At 30.8% G+C, this 20,683-nt stretch carries 16 protein-coding genes; 4 read left to right on the top strand and 12 right to left on the bottom strand.

From position 1 onward, the window contains the following. The first annotated feature begins 18 nt into the window (after positions 1-18). Positions 19-171 (top strand): hypothetical protein, encoded by a 153-nt coding sequence (locus PQF96_RS17250; protein WP_271767593.1) that lies wholly within the window; start codon positions 19-21, stop codon positions 169-171. A gap of 115 nt (positions 172-286) precedes the next feature. Here the strand turns inward: PQF96_RS17250 and PQF96_RS17245 are convergent, their stop codons facing one another. The 4 genes from PQF96_RS17245 to PQF96_RS17230 form a co-directional block, all read right to left on the bottom strand. Then, positions 287-3,517, bottom strand: coding sequence for a CHAT domain-containing protein (locus PQF96_RS17245; protein ID WP_271767592.1), 3,231 nt, complete (start codon positions 3,515-3,517; stop codon positions 287-289). A 189-nt stretch (positions 3,518-3,706) separates the two neighbouring features. After that, on the bottom strand, positions 3,707-4,447 hold the full coding sequence (locus PQF96_RS17240) for a tetratricopeptide repeat protein (RefSeq protein WP_271767591.1): 741 nt from the start codon (positions 4,445-4,447) through the stop codon (positions 3,707-3,709). Between the two features lie 3 nt (positions 4,448-4,450). After that, positions 4,451-5,032, bottom strand: a complete 582-nt coding sequence (locus PQF96_RS17235) for an RNA polymerase sigma factor (protein WP_271767590.1) — start codon at positions 5,030-5,032, stop codon at positions 4,451-4,453. 442 nt (positions 5,033-5,474) lie between these two features. Next, positions 5,475-5,834: a hypothetical protein gene (locus tag PQF96_RS17230; protein ID WP_109438751.1), complete on the bottom strand. Its 360-nt coding sequence runs from the start codon at positions 5,832-5,834 to the stop codon at positions 5,475-5,477. Positions 5,835-6,207: 373 nt separating this feature from the next. Between PQF96_RS17230 and PQF96_RS17225 the strand changes: the two genes are divergently transcribed. Continuing rightward, complete coding sequence (locus PQF96_RS17225; RefSeq protein ID WP_271767589.1) at positions 6,208-6,351, top strand: hypothetical protein; 144 nt, start codon at positions 6,208-6,210, stop codon at positions 6,349-6,351. 9 nt (positions 6,352-6,360) lie between these two features. Here the strand turns inward: PQF96_RS17225 and PQF96_RS17220 are convergent, their stop codons facing one another. The 7 genes from PQF96_RS17220 to PQF96_RS17190 form a co-directional block, all read right to left on the bottom strand. Further along, positions 6,361-7,656 (bottom strand): KamA family radical SAM protein, encoded by a 1,296-nt coding sequence (locus PQF96_RS17220; protein ID WP_271767588.1) that lies wholly within the window; start codon positions 7,654-7,656, stop codon positions 6,361-6,363. 15 nt (positions 7,657-7,671) lie between these two features. Then, entirely contained in the window at positions 7,672-9,930 is a 2,259-nt protein-coding gene (locus PQF96_RS17215; protein WP_271767587.1) for a TOMM precursor leader peptide-binding protein, read from the bottom strand. A gap of 150 nt (positions 9,931-10,080) precedes the next feature. After that, a complete protein-coding gene (locus PQF96_RS17210; RefSeq protein WP_271767586.1) occupies positions 10,081-10,638 on the bottom strand; it encodes a hypothetical protein in 558 nt (185 codons plus the stop codon). A gap of 67 nt (positions 10,639-10,705) precedes the next feature. Beyond that, entirely contained in the window at positions 10,706-11,620 is a 915-nt protein-coding gene (locus tag PQF96_RS17205) for a hypothetical protein (protein ID WP_271767585.1), read from the bottom strand. A gap of 262 nt (positions 11,621-11,882) precedes the next feature. Continuing rightward, complete coding sequence (locus tag PQF96_RS17200; protein WP_271767584.1) at positions 11,883-12,749, bottom strand: hypothetical protein; 867 nt, start codon at positions 12,747-12,749, stop codon at positions 11,883-11,885. 11 nt (positions 12,750-12,760) lie between these two features. Then, positions 12,761-16,849 carry a TOMM system kinase/cyclase fusion protein gene (locus tag PQF96_RS17195; RefSeq protein ID WP_271767583.1) on the bottom strand — a complete coding sequence of 1,363 codons (4,089 nt, stop codon included), beginning with the start codon at positions 16,847-16,849 and terminating at the stop codon, positions 12,761-12,763. 54 nt (positions 16,850-16,903) lie between these two features. After that, positions 16,904-17,863, bottom strand: coding sequence for an FHA domain-containing protein (locus tag PQF96_RS17190; protein ID WP_143918422.1), 960 nt, complete (start codon positions 17,861-17,863; stop codon positions 16,904-16,906). A 1,275-nt stretch (positions 17,864-19,138) separates the two neighbouring features. On the opposite strand from PQF96_RS17190, the gene PQF96_RS17185 reads away from it, so the two are divergent. Both PQF96_RS17185 and PQF96_RS17180 read left to right on the top strand, forming a co-directional pair. Next, a complete protein-coding gene (locus PQF96_RS17185; protein ID WP_109438758.1) occupies positions 19,139-19,360 on the top strand; it encodes a hypothetical protein in 222 nt (73 codons plus the stop codon). Positions 19,361-19,410: 50 nt separating this feature from the next. After that, positions 19,411-19,842: a hypothetical protein gene (locus PQF96_RS17180; RefSeq protein WP_109438759.1), complete on the top strand. Its 432-nt coding sequence runs from the start codon at positions 19,411-19,413 to the stop codon at positions 19,840-19,842. A 132-nt stretch (positions 19,843-19,974) separates the two neighbouring features. Here PQF96_RS17180 and PQF96_RS17175 read toward each other — a convergent pair whose 3' ends face one another. Then, positions 19,975-20,469: a CIA30 family protein gene (locus tag PQF96_RS17175; protein WP_200825174.1), complete on the bottom strand. Its 495-nt coding sequence runs from the start codon at positions 20,467-20,469 to the stop codon at positions 19,975-19,977. Between the last annotated feature and the right edge of the window lie 214 nt (positions 20,470-20,683).

Genomic DNA, 20,683 nt, shown 5'->3' with positions numbered 1-20,683 from the left:
ATTAAATATTTTAATAGTATGTTACAAAACATTTTAAATTTAGAAGGAGTGCAAACCTTAGAAAGAACAGTATTAATCCAAGTTAAGGGAGGTCATTGTTCAGGGGACGAAAGTGGAAACGGTGAATGTGATCGGATTTTTGATGCCAATGGTCAAGAAGATTTTACGTAGATTCCCCTAGCTAGAGCGAGCGTGTCGCTCGTGCCTGTCTCGTCCTAAAAAAGTTTACATATTTTACATTAATCCTAAAATAGATTTACAACTTATTTTTAGTCCTATTATTGGTTTACAATGATAGGACTTTTTGTATAATAACTCTTCCATAGTTTTTCCGTTTATATAAAAACAATCCCATTAATATCATCCCCAAAACCCCTAATCCAAGAATCCAATACCAGGAATCAGTATACCTAAATTGTATGGGAGCACTATCCCCTACCAAATAAAATCCACCCCAATAAAACGGGTTCTTATGATATCGGTCTGCTGTTTTGAGGTATTCTAATTTTGCTTGCTGTAAAGCTCTCCCTTTATGCATCCCTGCTTTAAGATTGGTATAGAAATACTGCATGAGTTCTGGTGCAGTATTATCGGGCACTTCCCAACTACTTAACAATAAACTTTTGGTGCCTGCGTATTGAAAAGCATTACCCAAGCTCATGATTCCTTCGCCTTTGGCAATTTTACCTGTTCCTGTATTACAAGCACTTAATACCGTAAGTTCTGATGGAATATCCAAAGCAAATAGCTCATGAGCATACAATAAATTATCTTCTATAGTGTCTTTAGACTTTGTAAAAAACAACTTAGAATTCTCTGGTCTTTCATTATCTACCTCTCCATGTAAGGCCAGGTGCAAAATCTTATATTGATCTGCATTTTTCTTAAAGTTAGCTTCATTTGCTTCCGCTCCAAAATAGTATTGTCCATCGATAATATCAGCAATCGCTCTAATTTCTTTGCGTGTTCCCGGTAAGTCATCTCCAGTATCTCTTAATGTAGCCAAACTCATGTTTTTTGAGGTTACAATATTGGTCGAATCTGAAAAAGAAAATGCAAGACATCCTTCCTTCTCATCTTCCGATGTTACCTTTTTAAAAGGATTAAACAACAGATTCGCAGAATTGGCATAAGTAATAGCATAATCTTTCAGTAAATACGAAAGTTCTCCAGGATCTTCTGATGTATCATTTTGAGTCAGTAACAATTCAAAATTAAGATGCCATAATGGACCATCGGGTACAATGATAAGTTGATCTCCTTTAAGTTGTTCTTTTATCGGAGTTATAAGTGTATTATATAGTAAATGTGATTGTTTTTTAAATTCTTGGGTGTTTTTACTTGTAATACTTTTACGAAATTGTTCAATTCGTTTTGTAAGTTTTGGAGTGCTCAATTCCTGTATATCGACACTATTTTTTGAAATGGTAAACGCATAGGTGGTACTATCTCCTATAAAAAACTCCAGTAAGGTTGTTTTGTTATCTATTTGATGTTGGAGATCGGTAATCTCAATAATATCATTCTGATATTTAAGCTTAAAATATTTAGGATAGTCTTTTTCTAAGACTTTAGTCAACGAATCTTGTTGTCTATTGATATCAAATAATTTGTTTTCATACCCCTTAATTTTTAAAGTATCAATTGATTTTTTAGATTCTTCTTTTAAAATCTGCGAGGTATAAAAAGCTTGATTTGTTCTTATTATTTTTTCTGTTGTCAATAGTTCATTTGGCAATCCTGTATAACTTTTTGCATAAGAATCATTTAAGAGTTCTTTTAGTATATTACTTCTACTTCTCTCTAAATAATAAAACACTTGTACCAGAGATGATTGTTTTTTTGTTTCTCTATATTCTAATAAATACGTATTAATAGCTTCTGTATAGATTTCCTTTACTTGTTTAGCAAAAACAACCTTATCCTGATAATTTTGATAGGTTTTTCGTATATGATTGATAAGTATATCTGCATTTTTATAAATAACTAGACATTGATTAAAAAACTGCCTGTCATTGCTTTCCTTATACAAGTCCGTAAGAGTCTTAGCTTTTCCTTTAAAGGTTTCTAATAATAATCTCCAATCAGAATAGTGGTTAGGATCGAAAGTATTTTCTATCCCTTTTTGATTCTCCTTTTTAGTATTTGAAAGCAATGCTTTATCAAAATTAGAAATTGCTTTTGCATGCTTTTTTTGTATCTGATAAACGAATGCAATATTATTATATAAACTTATTATGCGAGGATGTTGTTCTCCATATGAGTTTTGTAAAATTATTAAACCCTTTTTATGATATTTCAATGATTCATCATACATTTTTTGTCGAAAATAGAGATTGGCAATACCTCTATATGACTCCGAAATATTAGGATTATTCTTATCAAAAATTGTATTACGTATATTTAAAGCTTTATTAAAACACTCCCATGCTTTATCATATTCTTTATTAATAGAATATGTATTCCCCATATTATGATACGTCCGAGCGACCAAATAATGGTTTTCTCCTAAGGAAGCAGTATAAATTTCTAAAGCTTTTTTGTAGTACTCTATTTCTTTTTTTTCATCACCTTTTTTATGAAATGTTACACTAATATTTGCATATATAACACCAATAGATGGATGCTGTTCTCCAAATATTTTTGAAGCAATCTCTAAACTTTTTTTTTGATATTCTAATGCTTTATCATATTCTCCTTTTACATCATAAACAATACCAATATTTTGATATACAGCTTGTAGTCCATTTAATCTATTTTCTTTAAGTAAAATGGGCAATGCTTTTTGAAAATAACTTAATGCATTATTATTCTGTTTAAGGTTAAGGTAAGTTACCCCCATATTAACATAACTATACCCTACATAAATATCATCGCTTCCAGAATTTCTTATAGTATTGTTCAAAAACTTTTTATAATATTCTAAAGCGATATCAAGTTTTCCCAAGTTATCATAAACAAGACCAATATTATTATAGTTTCGTCCAGTTTTTGAATGATCTGGACCTAAAATTTTCAAATTAATAGCTAATGCCTTTTTATGAAACTCTAGAGCCTCCTTATATTTAGATGTGCTCCAGTAAACTGATCCTAAATTACTATAGGATTTAGCGATATCAAGATGTTCATTAGGAAAAATCTTTTCTCTTATTTTCAGTGCCTTTTCATAATATTGTAGAGCTTCATCATAATTCGGAACTCTTTTATGATAAAAACCTATATTATCATAAGAATCAGCCTCAAACTTGTTGCCTTCCATAAGGTAATCTGTACTTATTTCTAATGCTTTTTTTGCGCTTAAAAGAGACTCATCTCCTTTATACCACTGATTTTCAGAAATCTTATTATAACAACTTGCTACTTTTTCCCACGCTTTTGCTTTTTTATATTCAGGAAGTGCTTTATTAAAAAGCGCAATAGATTCTTCATATTTTTTTTGAATCAACAGAGAATCTGCTTCTTTGTAATACTGCGAAGCTCTTGTTGTATCAATATTAATTTGTGCAATTGCACCCATAAAAGAAAAAAGGAAAGTGCAAAAAAAGAATACTTGTATTAGACGAAAGTATGGGGTAATTATCATATAAAGGTTAATAAATATTAAATCGTAATGTAACTAAAAATATGATATTTGAGGTTAGTTATCGTTTTAAACAACGAAAACAACGAAACTATAAAGTGAATTTATAATCCAAAAAAAGTATTGTTATTCTAATTCTTCAAGCAAATCTATAGCGCTCTTTTTATATAAGTTTTCGTAAGAAGTTAGTTCTTTAAGAAAAGTAATTGCCTTACCATTATTTTCTGTCTTCACATGAGCTAATGACAAAAACCATAATGCATCGTTACGAAGAGTATCATTCTTCACAATATTCTGAAATAAGGTAATAGCTTTTTCTTCTTGATCAGTATTGAGGTAGCTATTCCCCAGGTATAATTTTAATCGATCATCATTAGGATATTCCTGGATAAGACGTTCCAGAACAGGAATCGTCTTTTGATACTCTTTTCTTTTATACTGTAGTGATACTTCTTTTAACCCTTCTATTGTAGACTCCTCGCTACTACGAGTAAGCTCATTCATAGGATAAGGAACATAATACTGTGCATACAAATCTGGTTCCTGATATATCCAAAACAAAGAAGATATACCCACTATTGCTATAAAAACAGCTGCTATTCTATAATAGGTCTTAAATGATTTTTTGGGTTGAATTTCTCTTACCTTTTCTTCCTCTATTTCACGATCGATATCCTTAAGTTTCTCCCTAAAATTAATGATATCTTTATCTTTTAAAGCTTCTTTTATCAAACGATACTTCTCAACCTCTTCCTGTAGCTCAGTATCTAACTTTAAAGTGTTTTCAAACAACTCTAAATCTGCACCTACTAAATTACCATTTAAGTACGCATCTATATTTTCAAATAATTCCTGATTCTTTTTCATGATTTACTTGTAATTAGATGACTCTTTTAATTCTTTAAAAATCGGATCTTTCTCTGCCTTTTCCATCAACTGTTTTTGACAGATGAACTTTCTCTTTCTAGCATATGCTTCTGTGAGCTTTCTTTTCTCTGCAATCTCACGTAAACTATATCCTGCAAAAAACAACAATAAGATTTCTTTACACCCTTCTCCAAGTTCTAAAAGGTACTTTTGGATCAATGATATTTTATCTAATCTATCTATATTTTCGATAATAGTTTCTACTCCTTCGTCATCATTTGTGGTAATATCTTCTGTAATTATTATCTTATTATTCTTTCGTAATCTATTACGCCATAAGTTTTTGCTGATACCATATACATATGTCCCCAAAGAACAACTTATATCCAATGTATTATTTTTAACCTTTTCATACACAATAACCATCGCATCCTGAAAAACATCCTTTGCATCATATTCATTTCCAGAGTTTTTGTTAACATACCTAATTACCATAGGTAAATGCTTTACATAAAACTCTTTAAGAATTTTATCATCATTCTGAATGAATGCTGTTATAATTTTGTTATTGTTTTCCTTGCCCATCAACGATATATCGCTAAATCTTTTCTAATCTTAATATACTATTTTTGAAATTGTAATTCATTTGTAAAGATATTTTTAAATTTTAATATACCTGATAAAATAACTATTTCTAATCAATAATATTTTAGAAAAAAATCATAAATCCCTGTTTTTCAATAATTAAAAATTAAAACCAACTTCTGTACTTATCTCATCTTAATAGCCTTTAGCCAATTTTATCACATGAATTTAAAAATAAAAAAGGTTTGGCAAAATAGCCAAACCTTATATATTAGTCTTGGAAAATAAACATTGTCATTATTAAATAGCCCCCTATTCGTAATGTACTGACTAAACTTTTATATACTTTCTTAACAATCTTGTTAGGTTAATATGGAGATACTCCCCAACCATTCGATTCTATATGTATTGCTTTAAACATTTGATTCTATTTTTGTTGTTTCTAGGATGCAATTTTATGATCTAATAAAGTTTGATCATAAATAGTTTGACAACCTAAACCAGGAACTTCTGCATCTATTTTAACCTGCATAGCCGCATAATTATTGGCAACATTGTATTTACAAATCTCAAATTTTATTTCAGGATAATCATTGATTCTTTTTGTAACATTGCCATGTTCAGGAATTGTTATGTTTTCCACTTTTCCTATTTTCAATTTATTAAACTGGCCTAAGTAGTGGATATCAAAGCTCCCATTCTCCAAACTGATCAATGTAAGCGTTGTCTTTACTCGATCCTGAAACGGCCAGTATCCAAATCTAACCTCTTGCGTTTTTTTGTCAATTAATGAATGTCCCATAGCCCCTTTATTTCTTTAATTATAATGTGAAATTAAATATTACGGTTTCTAAAACATATTTCACGATATTTCATTGTTATTTCTATTGTTCTTAAAACCTAATTAAACGCCAAGGAGCTGTAGAATTTTCCCCCAATAACTCTACAGCGCAATTATTTCAACTGTCTACTTGGCTTTTCTTAACATCAAATAATTTCCCCCAATAGATGTATCCAACTATTTTCCTTATTTGATGTTATTTTTAAAGAACATGAATTATTTTATCTATGAAGTACAAAAAGTATTTTAATCACCCAGCATACTATGCTTTTTCTGTATTGATTTTGAGTATTCTGAGTTATCATTTTTGATCTTGCTTTTTATACTTATTTTGATGAGACAAATATATATTGGGACGTCTCAAAAAAATATTTCACAATATTTCATGAGTATAGATATGAAGTATAAAAATGGCGGAAATACCATTAAGATACCCAAAGGGAAGAAATTAAATTATAATGAAGAGTTTCTATTTTGACATTTGATGCTATAGAATATCAACAGTAGTAGATCTAGCTTCTTGTTCTTTACTAAACAAGGCAATCAAATCTCCTGCATCCTTGGTCGTTTCGCTATACGGAATTAATTTGATTGTACCTTCACCAATCATATTAGGAGGTGCTTGTAACGATTTTAATGCAAAATATCGTTGATCATTAACAGTCACAATACCATCTAATAATGTTCTATGCAAATCATTCATAAAGACAGGACCTCTAACTGTTCTTGCTAAACCTGTAGTCTTTTTCTGTGCTTCCTGAAAAATTTGTAATGCTTTTGCTAACGGAATTCTAAAACAGGACTCAGAGTTATGATCAGCTTCTATAAACATATAATAAGGAACCATTCCTAATACTATCTGAGTATTCCATAATGCGCTCCAATCCTCGGGAGTATCATTAATACCTTCAACAATAGGTCCCTGACATCGAATTACGGTCCCCGTATCTCTTATTCTTTGTATTGCTTCTTTGACTACATCATTTTCTAGTTCTCTAACATGAGTGAAATGAGCACAAAAATTAAGATGTTTTCCCCTGGATTGAATGTATTTAAATAATTTCAATAATTCATCAGCGTCCTTATCTGTTGTAAATCGAAATGGCCACCACGCTAATGATTTTGAACTAATACGAATTACTTTTACAGATTCTATATCCAAAACCGGATCGATATATTTCTGTAATGTTTTAGCTTTTAATACTAGTGGATCTGCTCCTGTAAATAATACGTCAGTAATTTCGGGATGTGCTCTTAAATATTCAACAGGTTCATTAGGGTCTGTATATGAAGAGTTTTGTTGTGCTTCTTTATTGTTAAACATAATCCATCTGAAACAATACGAACAATAGGAATGGCATGTTTTAGCCATAGGATCAGGAAATAGGCTTACGATAGTTTCAAAATTACTATACATTCCTCTAATCCTCACTCCGTTTACCTTTGGGATACTTGTTTCAGCATGCTTTACCTCTGGATACATTTTCTTCTTTACCTTTTGAACAAACTGAAATAATGTTTTTTCATCAAGCCCGCTTTGATGTAATAATAGTAATGTCTTATAATCTGTAGGTTGCAACATCTCTTTCCTCGGAAAAATCAATTTATAAATAGGATCATTGGGCACTGTTTCCCAATCAATAAGATGCTCTAGAACATAATTATTTACCTTAAAATGAAAAACACTAGATAAAATATCAAATACTTCTCTTTCATTTTCGGGTAATCTTTTATAGTACGTTGTTTTTTTAAATGAAGTGTTATTATAAGATATAAATTTCATGGCTGATTTTCGTTTTTAAATAAAAATACTCAAAGGGTTTAATGCTGACTCGGTATGAGGATGTTCTAATTTCCCCATTCTTACTGGTACATCATATAATCTACCAGGAGCTGTACGTCTCCAAAAATGTCGTAATCCCGGCACAATCACTTTTGCCACAGGAAGCCCAACGTCGGGTTGTGTAAGATCAATAACCAATGTTTCGAGTTCAAGTTGCTTTGCCCTCTGTATACAAAATTGTACGCTGTCATACACCGTGGCATTGCATAGTTGTGGATAATCTATTTGTATATTCTTATCTTCTCCTTCATCAGGTATCAAATATGAATTATTCTGAAGCGTAGCTGTATCCAACCAATCAATAAATACCTGATCAGTGGTTAGATAAGATCCATTTTTATTGATCACCACAGGGAGCAATTGATTCAATTCTATGATAGCTCTTTCCAAAGCAATATTAGCATCTACATGAGCTCCAAAAGCATATAAAATTTTATCTTTATCATTCTCCTTCAAACTATGGCTGATCGCTACGAAAACTGGAATACCAATATCTGTGGTAATATCCAAAACATACAAACTTCTATGTATACTTTTATAATATGTAATCATCTGATTGATATATGGATTCTGAGCTGTTTCTAAAGCTATTGCTGGATATTGCACACGATTATACCACCAGATAGCAGCAGCATCACGCTCTACCAATTCCAGAAACCCTTGTAAAATAGCCTCTTCTATAGTATTTCCGGCCGCACAGCCATTAGAATCAGGATATGCATATAACCGTTTTTCATCTACTGAAGGATATTGTGCATAACAATAACAAGAAGGGAGATATTTAAATTCTTTTTTTGTAAGACTATATACTGGTGTCCAATCCATTATTTCATTAACATCAAACGGAATTGGAATCAATGAATAGAACTTTGTACTTTTAGTATTAATACGTTCACGATCTTGATATTGATCATCACTATATAGCATACAGGTATTTGGATGAATTGCCTTTTCTAAAGTAGCATAAGAAGCTGAAACCGTATAGGTTTCTCCCTGATACATCAAGCTATATCGTTCTATAGCTTCACATAAAGCTCCAGTTTTGGCTTGTATTGCTGTTTTTCCTTTACCTCCATTAGCACTTCTTAGATGTAAGTTTAACCAGAATAGTGATGAACTTTGTAATGCCAGATTTTTTCCAGAGCCAAAATTGTAGATGGGTACATCATCAACAGGGTGGTATTCTTTTACATACGGGACAACCCCAGTTATGGCACTCACATGATGTTTATATCTTTGTAAAGTTTCTTCTGGCGAAACCGTGCGATATCCTCCTGGATAATCAGCAATAGTATCCTGTGATTGTAATTGGATGGGGATAGGATGTTGTTTTACTATTTCTATATCACCACAAGATGGGCATTGTGGCCGTTTTACGACGTGGTTTATTTTACGTTCACCAGTTTTGGTCTCTAATGAAATTAAGGTATTACATAACGATTCATTTTGCTCATGATATAACCATGAAACCAGTTCTGAAATGGCCACACTGGCTGCTAATTGCTTTGATATAGGGTGACTCACCAAAGGACGAGCAATGGTATCATTAGTCTTGGCCAATGCCTGATACAATTTATTTTCCTGATCATGTAGCATTAATCGATGTTGTAAACACTTCCAACAAGCTGCATCTTCTGCATCAGGGACCATAAGTGGCCCAACATATGGAGTCGTACCCTCCAATTTTATCAATAGCCAGGGCTTATTCTGCTCGATCATCTCGGTATTAATTTGCTCCAGATCAGGGTGCAAATAATCTGTAGTCAATACAATTGTCACATATGGAGTATCTGACCATTGTAAGCCTGTCGCAATACATGATTCTCTAAAAACAGCATCATCTATAGAACCCAGAGTTTTGACAGCAATAGTTTTGGTACTGAATACAGCAGACAACTTCTGTGTATGATACCCCAATTCTTCCCAATAGGCTGTTTGTTCTGGACTAAATATCGGTTTAGTATGTGTGATATACCCCTCGGTTTCTAATTGGTGAAGTGTAATCAATACTTCACTAAGATTACTGCCATATTGATTATAGTTAGCTATGATATCGTCTTTTGTTATTGTATTGGTAGTAATCACATCCAAAAGTTGAATCGCTAAAGGAGATTGTAGTACTACACTATCTTGCTCTGAAGACATTATAGTATAGTGATCATCTACCTTTACTTTGGCATAATTTTCTTTAATTCTGTAAAATGTATTGGACATTATCTAGGAACTCCTTTAAGAAGATTTAAAAATATCTTTAATTATAAATAATGATCAATGTTGTCTTTATTAGATAACAACATTGATCATTTAAGTTTAAAACTTACTTATATAATTCATAAGCTTTATCAATTCATATAAGTCATTTTTCTATGAAGTACTGAGAACTATTTCAGCTACTTCTTTATTATCTCTACAAAACACTTTTGCCAGCATATCTTTATTAGGTATAAAACACGGCATCATGAGGATTGCATCATAATTTTCTAATTCTTTAGTATTAAAGGGCAAAATCACTTTTGATTCTTCATTTTCTGATAAAAGCTCTCTTTTTAGTGTTTTTATACCTTCACGGCCATTGCTAAATACCTGTACAAATAAAGGCGATTCTTTTATGGTAATCGTTTCTTTACTTTCTCCTTTTTTTGTAAAGTATAGTGTTGGCCATGTTGTTTCATAATCCAAAATCACCCTTGTATTTTGTGGTAGTCTCATACCACAGCCTTCCCATGGTTGTCCTTCATCTATCCATACATACGTGTTATCTAATTTCCCATCTGTTAAAAAGGCAACAGTTTTTGCAGGATCTTGAAACGCATCCATTAAGTTTTTATTCTTAACACATTTAAGACTAAGTTCAAAATATCGTTCACAAATATGATATATCTGTTCTTGAGTTGGATTTGAATCTACTGTGATTGTTTCCATTTGGTTTAAAGTTTTAAGAGTTAATATGGTATTACTAATCGTATTTTAGAAATCTATTAGAATCAAATCAAGAACAAGTAGCAATAAACTCTTCTACCGTTTCATCTGAATTAAAAATTTTCATATTAGTTTTCACATCCAATCTTGGGCTGGCATAAGGTATATAAAGCGTATAATCATACTTCTCTCCTTTTTGTAGTTCAAGCTCAATTTCACTAAAATCTAGATTAGCATAATTTTCTGATGACTTATTAATATTAAAAAAACCAGGGTTTAATTTTTGTTTATCATTATCTGTCTTTTTATAAAAAAAGTCAGTATCCTTTAAAATCGAAAGTTCAAGTTGATACGGTTTTTCCTCTATAACAATTTGAGATTTATTATGATTTGTATCTCCCGTTTTTTCTGTAATTACAAATTTAGATTTTGAAATAGAGGTATCTAAAACAATATTTGTTCTAGCTGGAATTTTCATCTCACAACCTGGCCAGAAATACCATTTTTCTCCAGAATCTGTAACAATAAACCCTTCTAGCTCTCCCTTTATCTCATTAAGTATATTTTTATACATCTCTGGTTTTTCTATATGTAATTTTACCAGTTCTTGTATCGTATATCCATTTTTAACTTTTAACTCATCTTCTACCTTTTCTGTTCTTAATAAAACACCATTGGTTAGAAAACCATGTCTTAAATGATTATAATTTACATAAGCATCTCGAATAAAATCATTAATAGATTCAAAAAAATGGAATGTATTAAAGAACTCTACAATTCTTAATATATCAATCTTTGTAGTATCTTCTTTATTATCAGGTATTTTAAATTTTGCAGATATTGCTTTATCTATAGTATCATAGACTTGATACAAAGGATCATTATTTGGCTTCATATCAAATAATGATTTTACTTCATTTCGAACAAATTCTCGTAAATCCAGTTCTTTCTTTACTGCGGAAGTTTTTAATTCTTTTGTAAGCATGGTTTAAAGTTTTAAGAGTTATTAAATAATTTAAATTCTTCCTATTAAAATAAATGGGGGTAATTTCGGGTTGAATCAAAGCAATATAGAAGATTATATTCATACTTTAATACAACAAAAGAGACAAATGTGCGGCTTAACCTTTGCTAAAATAAGGGTTTAATTTTTGATGATTAAACCCTTATAAAAAGATACTATAAATTAAACCTTCAACATAAAAATCAGGTTTATTTATGATTTTTTTAATAGTTTTTGATAATATCTAAGAAGTTGTAAGAATAATTTCTGTAGTATTATCATTTTTAAAACCTATTGAAATTAAAGAATCTGCTGTTGGTGGCATATAAGGTAATTCTACTACCATATCACAATCTTGCATTTCTTTATTAACCGTTAAACTATTTTTTTTAATCGCATTGCTTTCTCCGTTACCTTTTGGAATGTTAGTATTTTTCATATCCGAATTTGGTGTAACAATTTGATGTGAAATAGGGTTTAGTGAATTAGGTATATCTAAAAAGCTTTCATTATCTCCATCATCACCATTATAGACTAAAGAAACATTCCAAGGTTGTTCTTCCAGAAAAATTTTATCATCTGATGTTTTACTTTTTATATACAAATTTGGATACACTTTAGTAAAACTAATTGTTATACTACATTCTTCAGGAATTCGCATACCGCACCCTTTCCAAAAATGAAGAGAAGATTCATCTCCTATATCATTTAATATTTTACTAAGATCATTCTTTATCGTAGTAATGTCATCTGTCATAGGAATTACTTTTAAAGTATTATTTTTTGTATAATAAAAAAGACATCCATAAGTAACCAATGCTCTTCTTGAGGTTTCATTAAATAAAAAAACGTCATTATAAATTGGTATCAGGTCAAAATAAATAGTCATGAGATTATACGTATCACAGACCATAGAAATTATAAAACTTTCCTTACTTAAATTTTTATCAGTCAATTTCTTTATAATTGCTTCATATGCTATATTTTCTGCAATTAAATGTCCCTCTTGTAAATTATCTAAAAATTCTTGGACTGTTTCGTGATTCTTGTGTATAAATGGAGGTAAATGTGGTAACGATTGTACTGTTGAAGACGAATGTGTTAAAGACATATTATTTGGTTTTAAAAATGATTATTATTAATTAGCTTTTCAGCCCTTTTAAAGAGTTTAGTATCTTGTATCGTTGTATTTCTTATAATTATATTTTTTAGGTTTAACAAATCTTTGGAGGGTAATTCTCTTTCTTTACTTACTAATTCAAGATAATATACCAAAACTGATAACTCTAACCATTCCGCACCATGACCTTGTGCTTCTTTTATTGCTGTTATCAATTGAAATTCAATCTTTTTGTTTAGACATTTGTATTTGGCATAGTAAGATTTTGCTAGCACTCGCCTTACTAGAGGTAGAGTCCAATATTCCTCCTCTTTTAAACTGCGAGCTAATGAATTCTCTAATAAATTAATTGCCTCATTAACAAGGTTTTTTTCTAAATATGTTTCTGCTAATGATGGTTCATACCATGATAATGCATAATGTTGTTTAGAGTCAAGTATATCATTTACATATTTTTCAGGGTACTCAATATTTCCATACCCCCATTCTCCTATCATTTTTAAATGTGTAGTCACCCAGTTTTCATCTGATTTATTCTGATACTTTGAATCATGTTCTTCAATGATTCCAATAATCATTTTTTTATCATCTAAAAAATAAGCATAAAGCGCATAATAAAGATAAGATAAAGTAATAGAGACCTGATGGTTAATTTTTTCTGACCACTCTATTGCCTTCAATAAGTATTCTAATGCTTTTTTTGGATCTCCTTGAATTAGTATCATACTAGACATTAGGAAATATGCAGAACTGTAAGGCTCTAGATTATAAGTGATTCCAATGGATATGTCAGTTTCTGGGTTATACTGTCCAATAACTCTTTCACACAATTTTATAGCCTCTTTAGTTTTACCATCCGCATGAAGAGCTTGAGAAATGAGCGGTAAAACACCTAATTCAATTTCCCTATTGGGATACTTTTTAAGTTTATACAAAATACTATCAGCTACTTTTGCAGCATCTTTTCGTTTTGAATGAAAATGATAATTCAAAAACAAACCCCATTCAATTTTATGAGCTATTTCATTTATTATTTTATTTGAAATAATATTATTATCAGCTTGAGCTTTACTAATCAATAACTCGTTTCTTTTATTTATTTCAATTACTTCTCTACCACCATACCCGCTAATTGCCATTTGAGCAGGCAGAATTAAATCATTTAACACTAATTCTGTTTCTATCTTTTGGCTTTCATCCTCAATGCGATCTATCCATTCTTTTATTACAAGATGTAAACTCAACGCTTCTTCATTAGCTGAGTTTTTAATATCTTTTCTGACGGCTTCTAATCCCAATTGCGAAGCTTTTTCATATTGCCCAGCTTCAGCCTGATGCCTAGCCAATTCAAATGGATTTTCCTTAATAATTTCTTTAAAATTATTTTCTATAGCCTCTGCAATTCTGCTATGTACCTCTTTTTTTAACTGAGACACCATACTCTCATATGCCGCATCTCGAATTAATGCATGACGAAAAATATAAATCTCATTATGTACTCGACGTTGACGATAGATAAGATTAGCTTCCTGTAGTACATTAAGATTACCTTGTACCATAGCTTCATCATGCATGGATGCTTTTACCAAGAGATCATAGGTGAACTCACGACCAATAGCTGCTGCCAATTGTGCCGTTTCTTTTGCAAAACCGGTACGTCCTAATCTTGTATTGAGTAAACCTTTTAAAGTTACTGGTACTGAGGACGTATCAAATTTTTCTGCCAGTTGGTAGGTTCCGTTATCTAAAACCAAGTAATCTTGTTCAAGCAACATACCGGTTAGATCTTCAATAAATAAAGGAATTCCATCAGATCGTTCTACAATATAACCTAGCGCTTTGGTTTCAATAGGTTTTTGATGAATAAGATCTTTGATCAATGATTCTGTATAGGTCTTGTTAAGTATATCTAAGACTATAGTAGTTACCTGTTCCTCTGTCCAATCGGTAGTGAACTCTGGCCGAGCAGTAAGCAGTAAAAAATAGTTTTGCGCAGAATTTTTTGTGACCAATATATTTAGAAACTCAAGACTTGTTGGATCTATCCAATGTAAATCTTCTACAATCAACATGAATTTTTGTTGAGTATCAATACTCAAAATCCATTTTTCTAACGTGTCAAATAATATTTCTTTTTGTTCTAAAGGAGAAGCATCTGAGGTTGGATATGAATCTCCCAAAGGAATAGAAAACCAGGAACATAGTACAGGGATAGCAACAGCAGGATCACAACCCGCTTTTTGTAATACTTTTTGAAGTTGCGGGATGCTATCGGTAATATCTTCATGTATTTCTGCATCTTTTTTAAGCATCTCAAAAATAGGATACAATGCATTATTCTGGTATTCGGGAAGACAACGACATTCTCTAACTAAAAACTCTTCATTAATGATTTGTTTTTTAGTTTCATAAATAAGTTTAGACTTTCCTATTCCGGCTTGACCTTTAATCAATACAGTTTTTCCGTTTGCAGATACAATCGACTCCCACGCCTCTAGAACCTGTTGTTGTTCTGTTTCCCGACCGATCATTTTTTGTTCGGCACTACGTAAACTAAGATTTGACAGTGCTTCTGCAGGACGCTCGCCAGTAAGTAAGAATGTAGATGTTGCATGACCACTTCCAGAAAACCCCTGACTACTATGAGGTTCGAACTCTAAATAAGGATCCAATAATTTTTTGGTAGTCTCTCCTACCAGAATATGCCCTGGTTGGGTTTCGTATAAAAGATTAAATGCTGTATTGGTTACCAATCCTTCTGGGGCACTTTTATGTTTGATAAGTACTGTACCAGAATTGATCGCAACTCGTATATCAATTTTTATTCTGTGCTGAGCATAGAGTAATGCACTTCTTTTTTGTAATTGACTTATCAATTCTAATGCTGTTCTACCAGCTCGTCTGGCATCATTGTCACTTACCTGTGGATATCCAAAATACATAATAATGGTATCAGCCATGGTACCAGAAATATGAGCTCCAAAACGTACTCCCATATCCTTACAAAGGTGTAGTTGATCTTTTTGAATAGCTTCAAGGGTTTCTATATCCAAGGCAGATTTACCTGATATCGATAAGTTAAGTTTTGCACAAAGTACAGTAAGTTGTCGTTTCTCACTATGATTACTAAGCCAGGCAAATTGATTAATTTGAGTGGCATCTTCAGCAGGTTGTACAATTGTATTTTGCGGTTGTATTTGCCCTACAATTGTGCTCAAATTTATTTCTGCAAATGCTTCAGAAATCATCTCTGCATTATGAATACGTTGACGAGGATCCTTATGCAATACATCTTTTAGTATTTTGGCAATAGGATGATCCATAATCGATGGTGGTAAAGGAACATTAACAGCATTTAATTGCTGTTGAAATATTTCGGCAACACTTGTACCCTTCATTACCGGCTGGCCCGTAAGACATTCTAAGAATATTAATCCCCAGGCATATAAATCTGATTTTACAGTAGGAGGTTCTCCTCTTAATTGTTCTGGTGCACTGTAGGCAGGTGTACCTATAACTTCTTGAGTTAATGTTAAATCTTTATAATCATCAGATTTAAAATCGTAAGAAAACGTTCCCATCCCAAAATCCAATATTTTTACATAGGATTTGGTTTTTCTTTTGGTGACCATGATATTATGTGGTTTTAGGTCACGGTGAATAATTCCTTTGGCATGAGCACATTCAAGAGCATCTAAAACCTGTTCCATCAACACTCCGGTTTCTTCTGCAGACAAACCATTAGTACGATTGATAAGGTCTTTTAATGTTTCTCCTGAAATATATTCGAAAACAGCATAAGGTTCTTCATCAATAGTATACCCCTTATCTAAAAGTGTAACGATATTAGGGTGGTTAATTTGCACACACAATTGTGTTTCTCTTTCAAAACGAGCAATATGTTGCTTTTTTGATTGTTCGCTGAGCGTATCTTTAAATTTAAGCATTTTGATAGCCACCGTCTGACCTGTGCTTATTTGCTCTGCCTTAAAAACTTTACCATACCCTCCTTCTCCTATTTTTTCTTGTATTCTATAGTTTTTAAGGTCAATATCGACATCTGATTTGTGGGTTGTCGAAACATTTTTCATGGTCAAGTAGTATTAGTGATTTGCATAAACTTCTTTATTGTTTTGAAACGTGTTTCAACTTTCGACAGCCAATACTTCTCCAATACATTCTTCTTCCTTAAGTATTTGAAAGTAACGATGTGCAAGCCGTATTTCTCCGTACCTTCTTTCTATTATATTAGAAAAAAGATATCCGTATGGTTTTGTTTCTAGCAATAATTTTCTAAGGCGATAAATCTTAAGATTTAAGTAATATACATCTAATTCTTTACCGAATTCTCTACTCATATCTTTTAGTAAATCATCAATGGTAATCCAACCTTGATCCCCCAAAACATGACCTCTATTAACATCTGTTAATCTTTTTCTTGCCAAGGCCAATAAAATATAATTATGTACTCGTTCTCCTAAATCTAATTCTTGACTTTGAGTAATAATTTTAATTCGAATATGTTCTTCATCAGAACTCAATATAAATTGGAAATAGGCATTATTTACGACATGCCCATTATCCATAGTATCTTCTAATATGTTATTCTCTACAAACACATATTTCTCATTATCAATACCATACACCTCATCCTGAATTAAATCAAGAGCTTCTCCATTTTTTTCTAATTTCCAGGTTGTATCTCCAGGATAAATAAGAACTTCTGGTTTTTCATCATCTGGAAAGGCATGACAAGAGGTTAACTCAATTATTTTACTTGGATTCTCTAATGACTTCAGATAACTTGAAGGAGAATCTAAATTTATCATTTCCCACTGTGTAGTTTCCTGCTCTCCAAACTGGATTTTGGATCCTTTAGAAAGTTTCACGGTCGCATGATTAATATATTCTCCATTCACCAGAGTACCATTTCTGCTATGATCTTGGATATACCAATGACTACCTTTCCAAGATATTAATGCATGAGACTGTGATATATCTTGTTCAGAAAGATAAGTATTGGAAGTATGTCGATTTCTCCCAAACGTATGTTGAGTATTAAGGTATATAATTTCTTGTGTACGGTTATTTTTTATAATTCCCATTGCGAGCGAACCTTTTTCTGTTATAAAATTCTTACACTATTTAAATTCGGTTCTGTTATTTTCTGATTTTACAGCATAAAATAAATGCTGAATACATCATATGATCAAAATATCTTTACCATAAATCTCCCTATAACACCTAAGAAGCATTAATATATCAAGACATTATAATTAACAAAACAGATCTCTAAAACCCCTGTTTATAAACTTTTATAACAATCAAAACCTATGGTATTGTCATAATTGTCTAACTAAATAATACTTGAAAACACATAAATCCATTACTACCTACTATTAATATAAAAACAATTTATATCTATATCAGAGCACCTATTATAAATACTTTAGCAACGAAAAAGGAGTACGATTGGAGTTAATTATGACTAATTGATATGTTTACTAAGTATTTAGATTTTATGTGTTATAATAAATTTATATAATTTTAAATTTCAGTTTAAAAAAATCATGAATACCTAATCATCCATAACATTTATAATCACAAGCTCAATACACTCTTTTTTGGGGTATAAAAAAGAATATTTCATCCCAATAGCTTCACATTTTAAAGGTTATTTAGTACTTATCAAATATAAAAAAGATTATCATTTTTTTAAGAAAAAAAACAAAATTAAATGTCTGATATACAATTGTTTATGGTTTTACCGTACTTTTAATAAGTCAATAAAGTATATTGGATTTTGCACAAAATTTAAACATTGTTTTTAATCTTTTATTAAAACATTTACAATGAATTTGTTACACTTAAAAAAGCCAAAAAAACTCAGCTTTATTACTTTGATGAAATAAGATGAAATATTTTTTTTGGAAAACTTAATGTAAGTTGGGCGTATCAAAAAAGTGACACAAAAAAAATCGGGTATTTTGGGGGAATATATCTATTTGCAGTGTCACTTTTTTATTTTCATCCAATTTGATTCTCCAAATATTTGCTTTTAATTTCTATCTTAAATAAGGAATGCTCATACAAATGGAATGTATTACTATTATATTTAATTAATATTTTTAAGTCATTCATCCAAGCATTTACTCACCAGAAAAACACTGTCTTCTTAGCATAAATTCGAAAAAGATGCTAGTATACATTATGAACCACTTATCTTAGATTATAACTTTTTAAAAAATCTAATCTATTATCTAACTAAAAACATCTTTAATGAAATCAAATTTTTAACTCAAATTCTATGTAATGTTAATTTTGTTTAAAGTTTTCGATCTATTATTAAACAATTTGTATCTTTAAATAAAAATTTAATTATGGAACTAATAAAAAGAGCCTTAGAATTTGAAGGGATGAAAATGAGTAACATGAGTACAAGTGATCGGGTCGTAGCTTCAAGAGAAGCCAAATCAATTATTTTGGCAATAAATGAAATTTATAAAAAAACCAAGGATACCAAACTTATGGATATTATGAAACGCGTAACTGCTAAGAAGAAGAAAATAGAAAAACGACTTAAAGGGACACCTGTTGTTTAAATTGGTTATTTAACCACAAAAACTTACTTATAAATAACATTTTGAAAAAAATGGTTTTAGAAACTACTTATACGAATAAAGATACCAGAAAAACAATCAACAATTTGATTGGAAAACCATTTTCCTTTTTACAACGTTTAAAATTAAATGGTATAGGTTCAAAACGTATGATAATACAAGAAGTGAGTCCTAATTTGAAATCTTACTTAAACACTGTTTCTGACCTCAATTATGGCAATATTGAATTAAGACCTAATGGAATTTTAATAGGGATAAATAAAGGGCTAAAAAATTACACTTGGGTTATACCTTATTACCAATTTTATTTATATAAAACTAATGGAATTAGTATTCATGCTCAGGGTAGGTTTATTCATTTCAAAAACAATAGAACCCATAAAGAAAATGCTTCTTTTTTTGAAAAATTAATACACTTAAAAGCAGATTATGATCTAAGATTTCCTCACGTAGATTCAATTTAATTCTTTAGAGTAAAATTTTTGATCAATGGGTTAAAAAAGAAATTAATATCTATATTATATTTTTCCTCTTTATGTATTGCCCTTTAGTAGATTATACTAATCTCAAAATTATTTTATCATAAATAGACAGGATTAATGCAATGATATGCTATCGATCTCCAATTTAAATTGCTCAGCTGTTTTATTTCCAATAAGAAAAGCTATTTCTTCAAGAGTTGTACCTGGATAATTAGGAATATCCAACTTCCTCCCCCTAAAAGTAGGATACATTTCAGATAAAGGTATCTCGATCACTTGCCAATTTTTTGTTGTCAAGATATAATTGATATAAGCATGTGAATCACTTTTATTTGACTTAACTCTTAACTGGTAACGTTTTCCGTCTCCTCGCAAACGAACAACAATTTTGCTATAATTATCAACATTTCTGGACTCAAAATTATATCTCACCGAAGAAAAGCCACCATTATTTTCTAAGGATACATATCCTTCAAAAACTCCAGAACCTTCATTATTAATATAGAAGTTACCCCCAGAACGACCTCCCATAACTTTATCATCAACTATTTTCCAACTAGTACTATCGGTATCTTTATTAAAATCAAAAATGAGTAATGGGTTATTCATAAGCATTAAAAAACAACAGAACAGGAACAAAGAATTCATAAATCAAGTGTATAAAAAAGTTTTCCAAAAAACTGAATGTCAACAAATTTACGATGCTTCAATCAATAAAACTTATAGCACTATGTTAATTTTTGTTTAACAAATACAAAGAAATATTAAACAATATTGTAAATTTGAATACGTAATGCATCAATAAATTTTCAAAACAGAGAAA

Origin of the sequence: Aquimarina algiphila (assembly GCF_947494415.1) — a bacterium.
In the GTDB taxonomy this organism is placed as follows: Bacteria; Bacteroidota; Bacteroidia; order Flavobacteriales; family Flavobacteriaceae; genus Aquimarina; species Aquimarina algiphila.
This window is presented reverse-complemented; position numbering and strand designations above follow the sequence as displayed.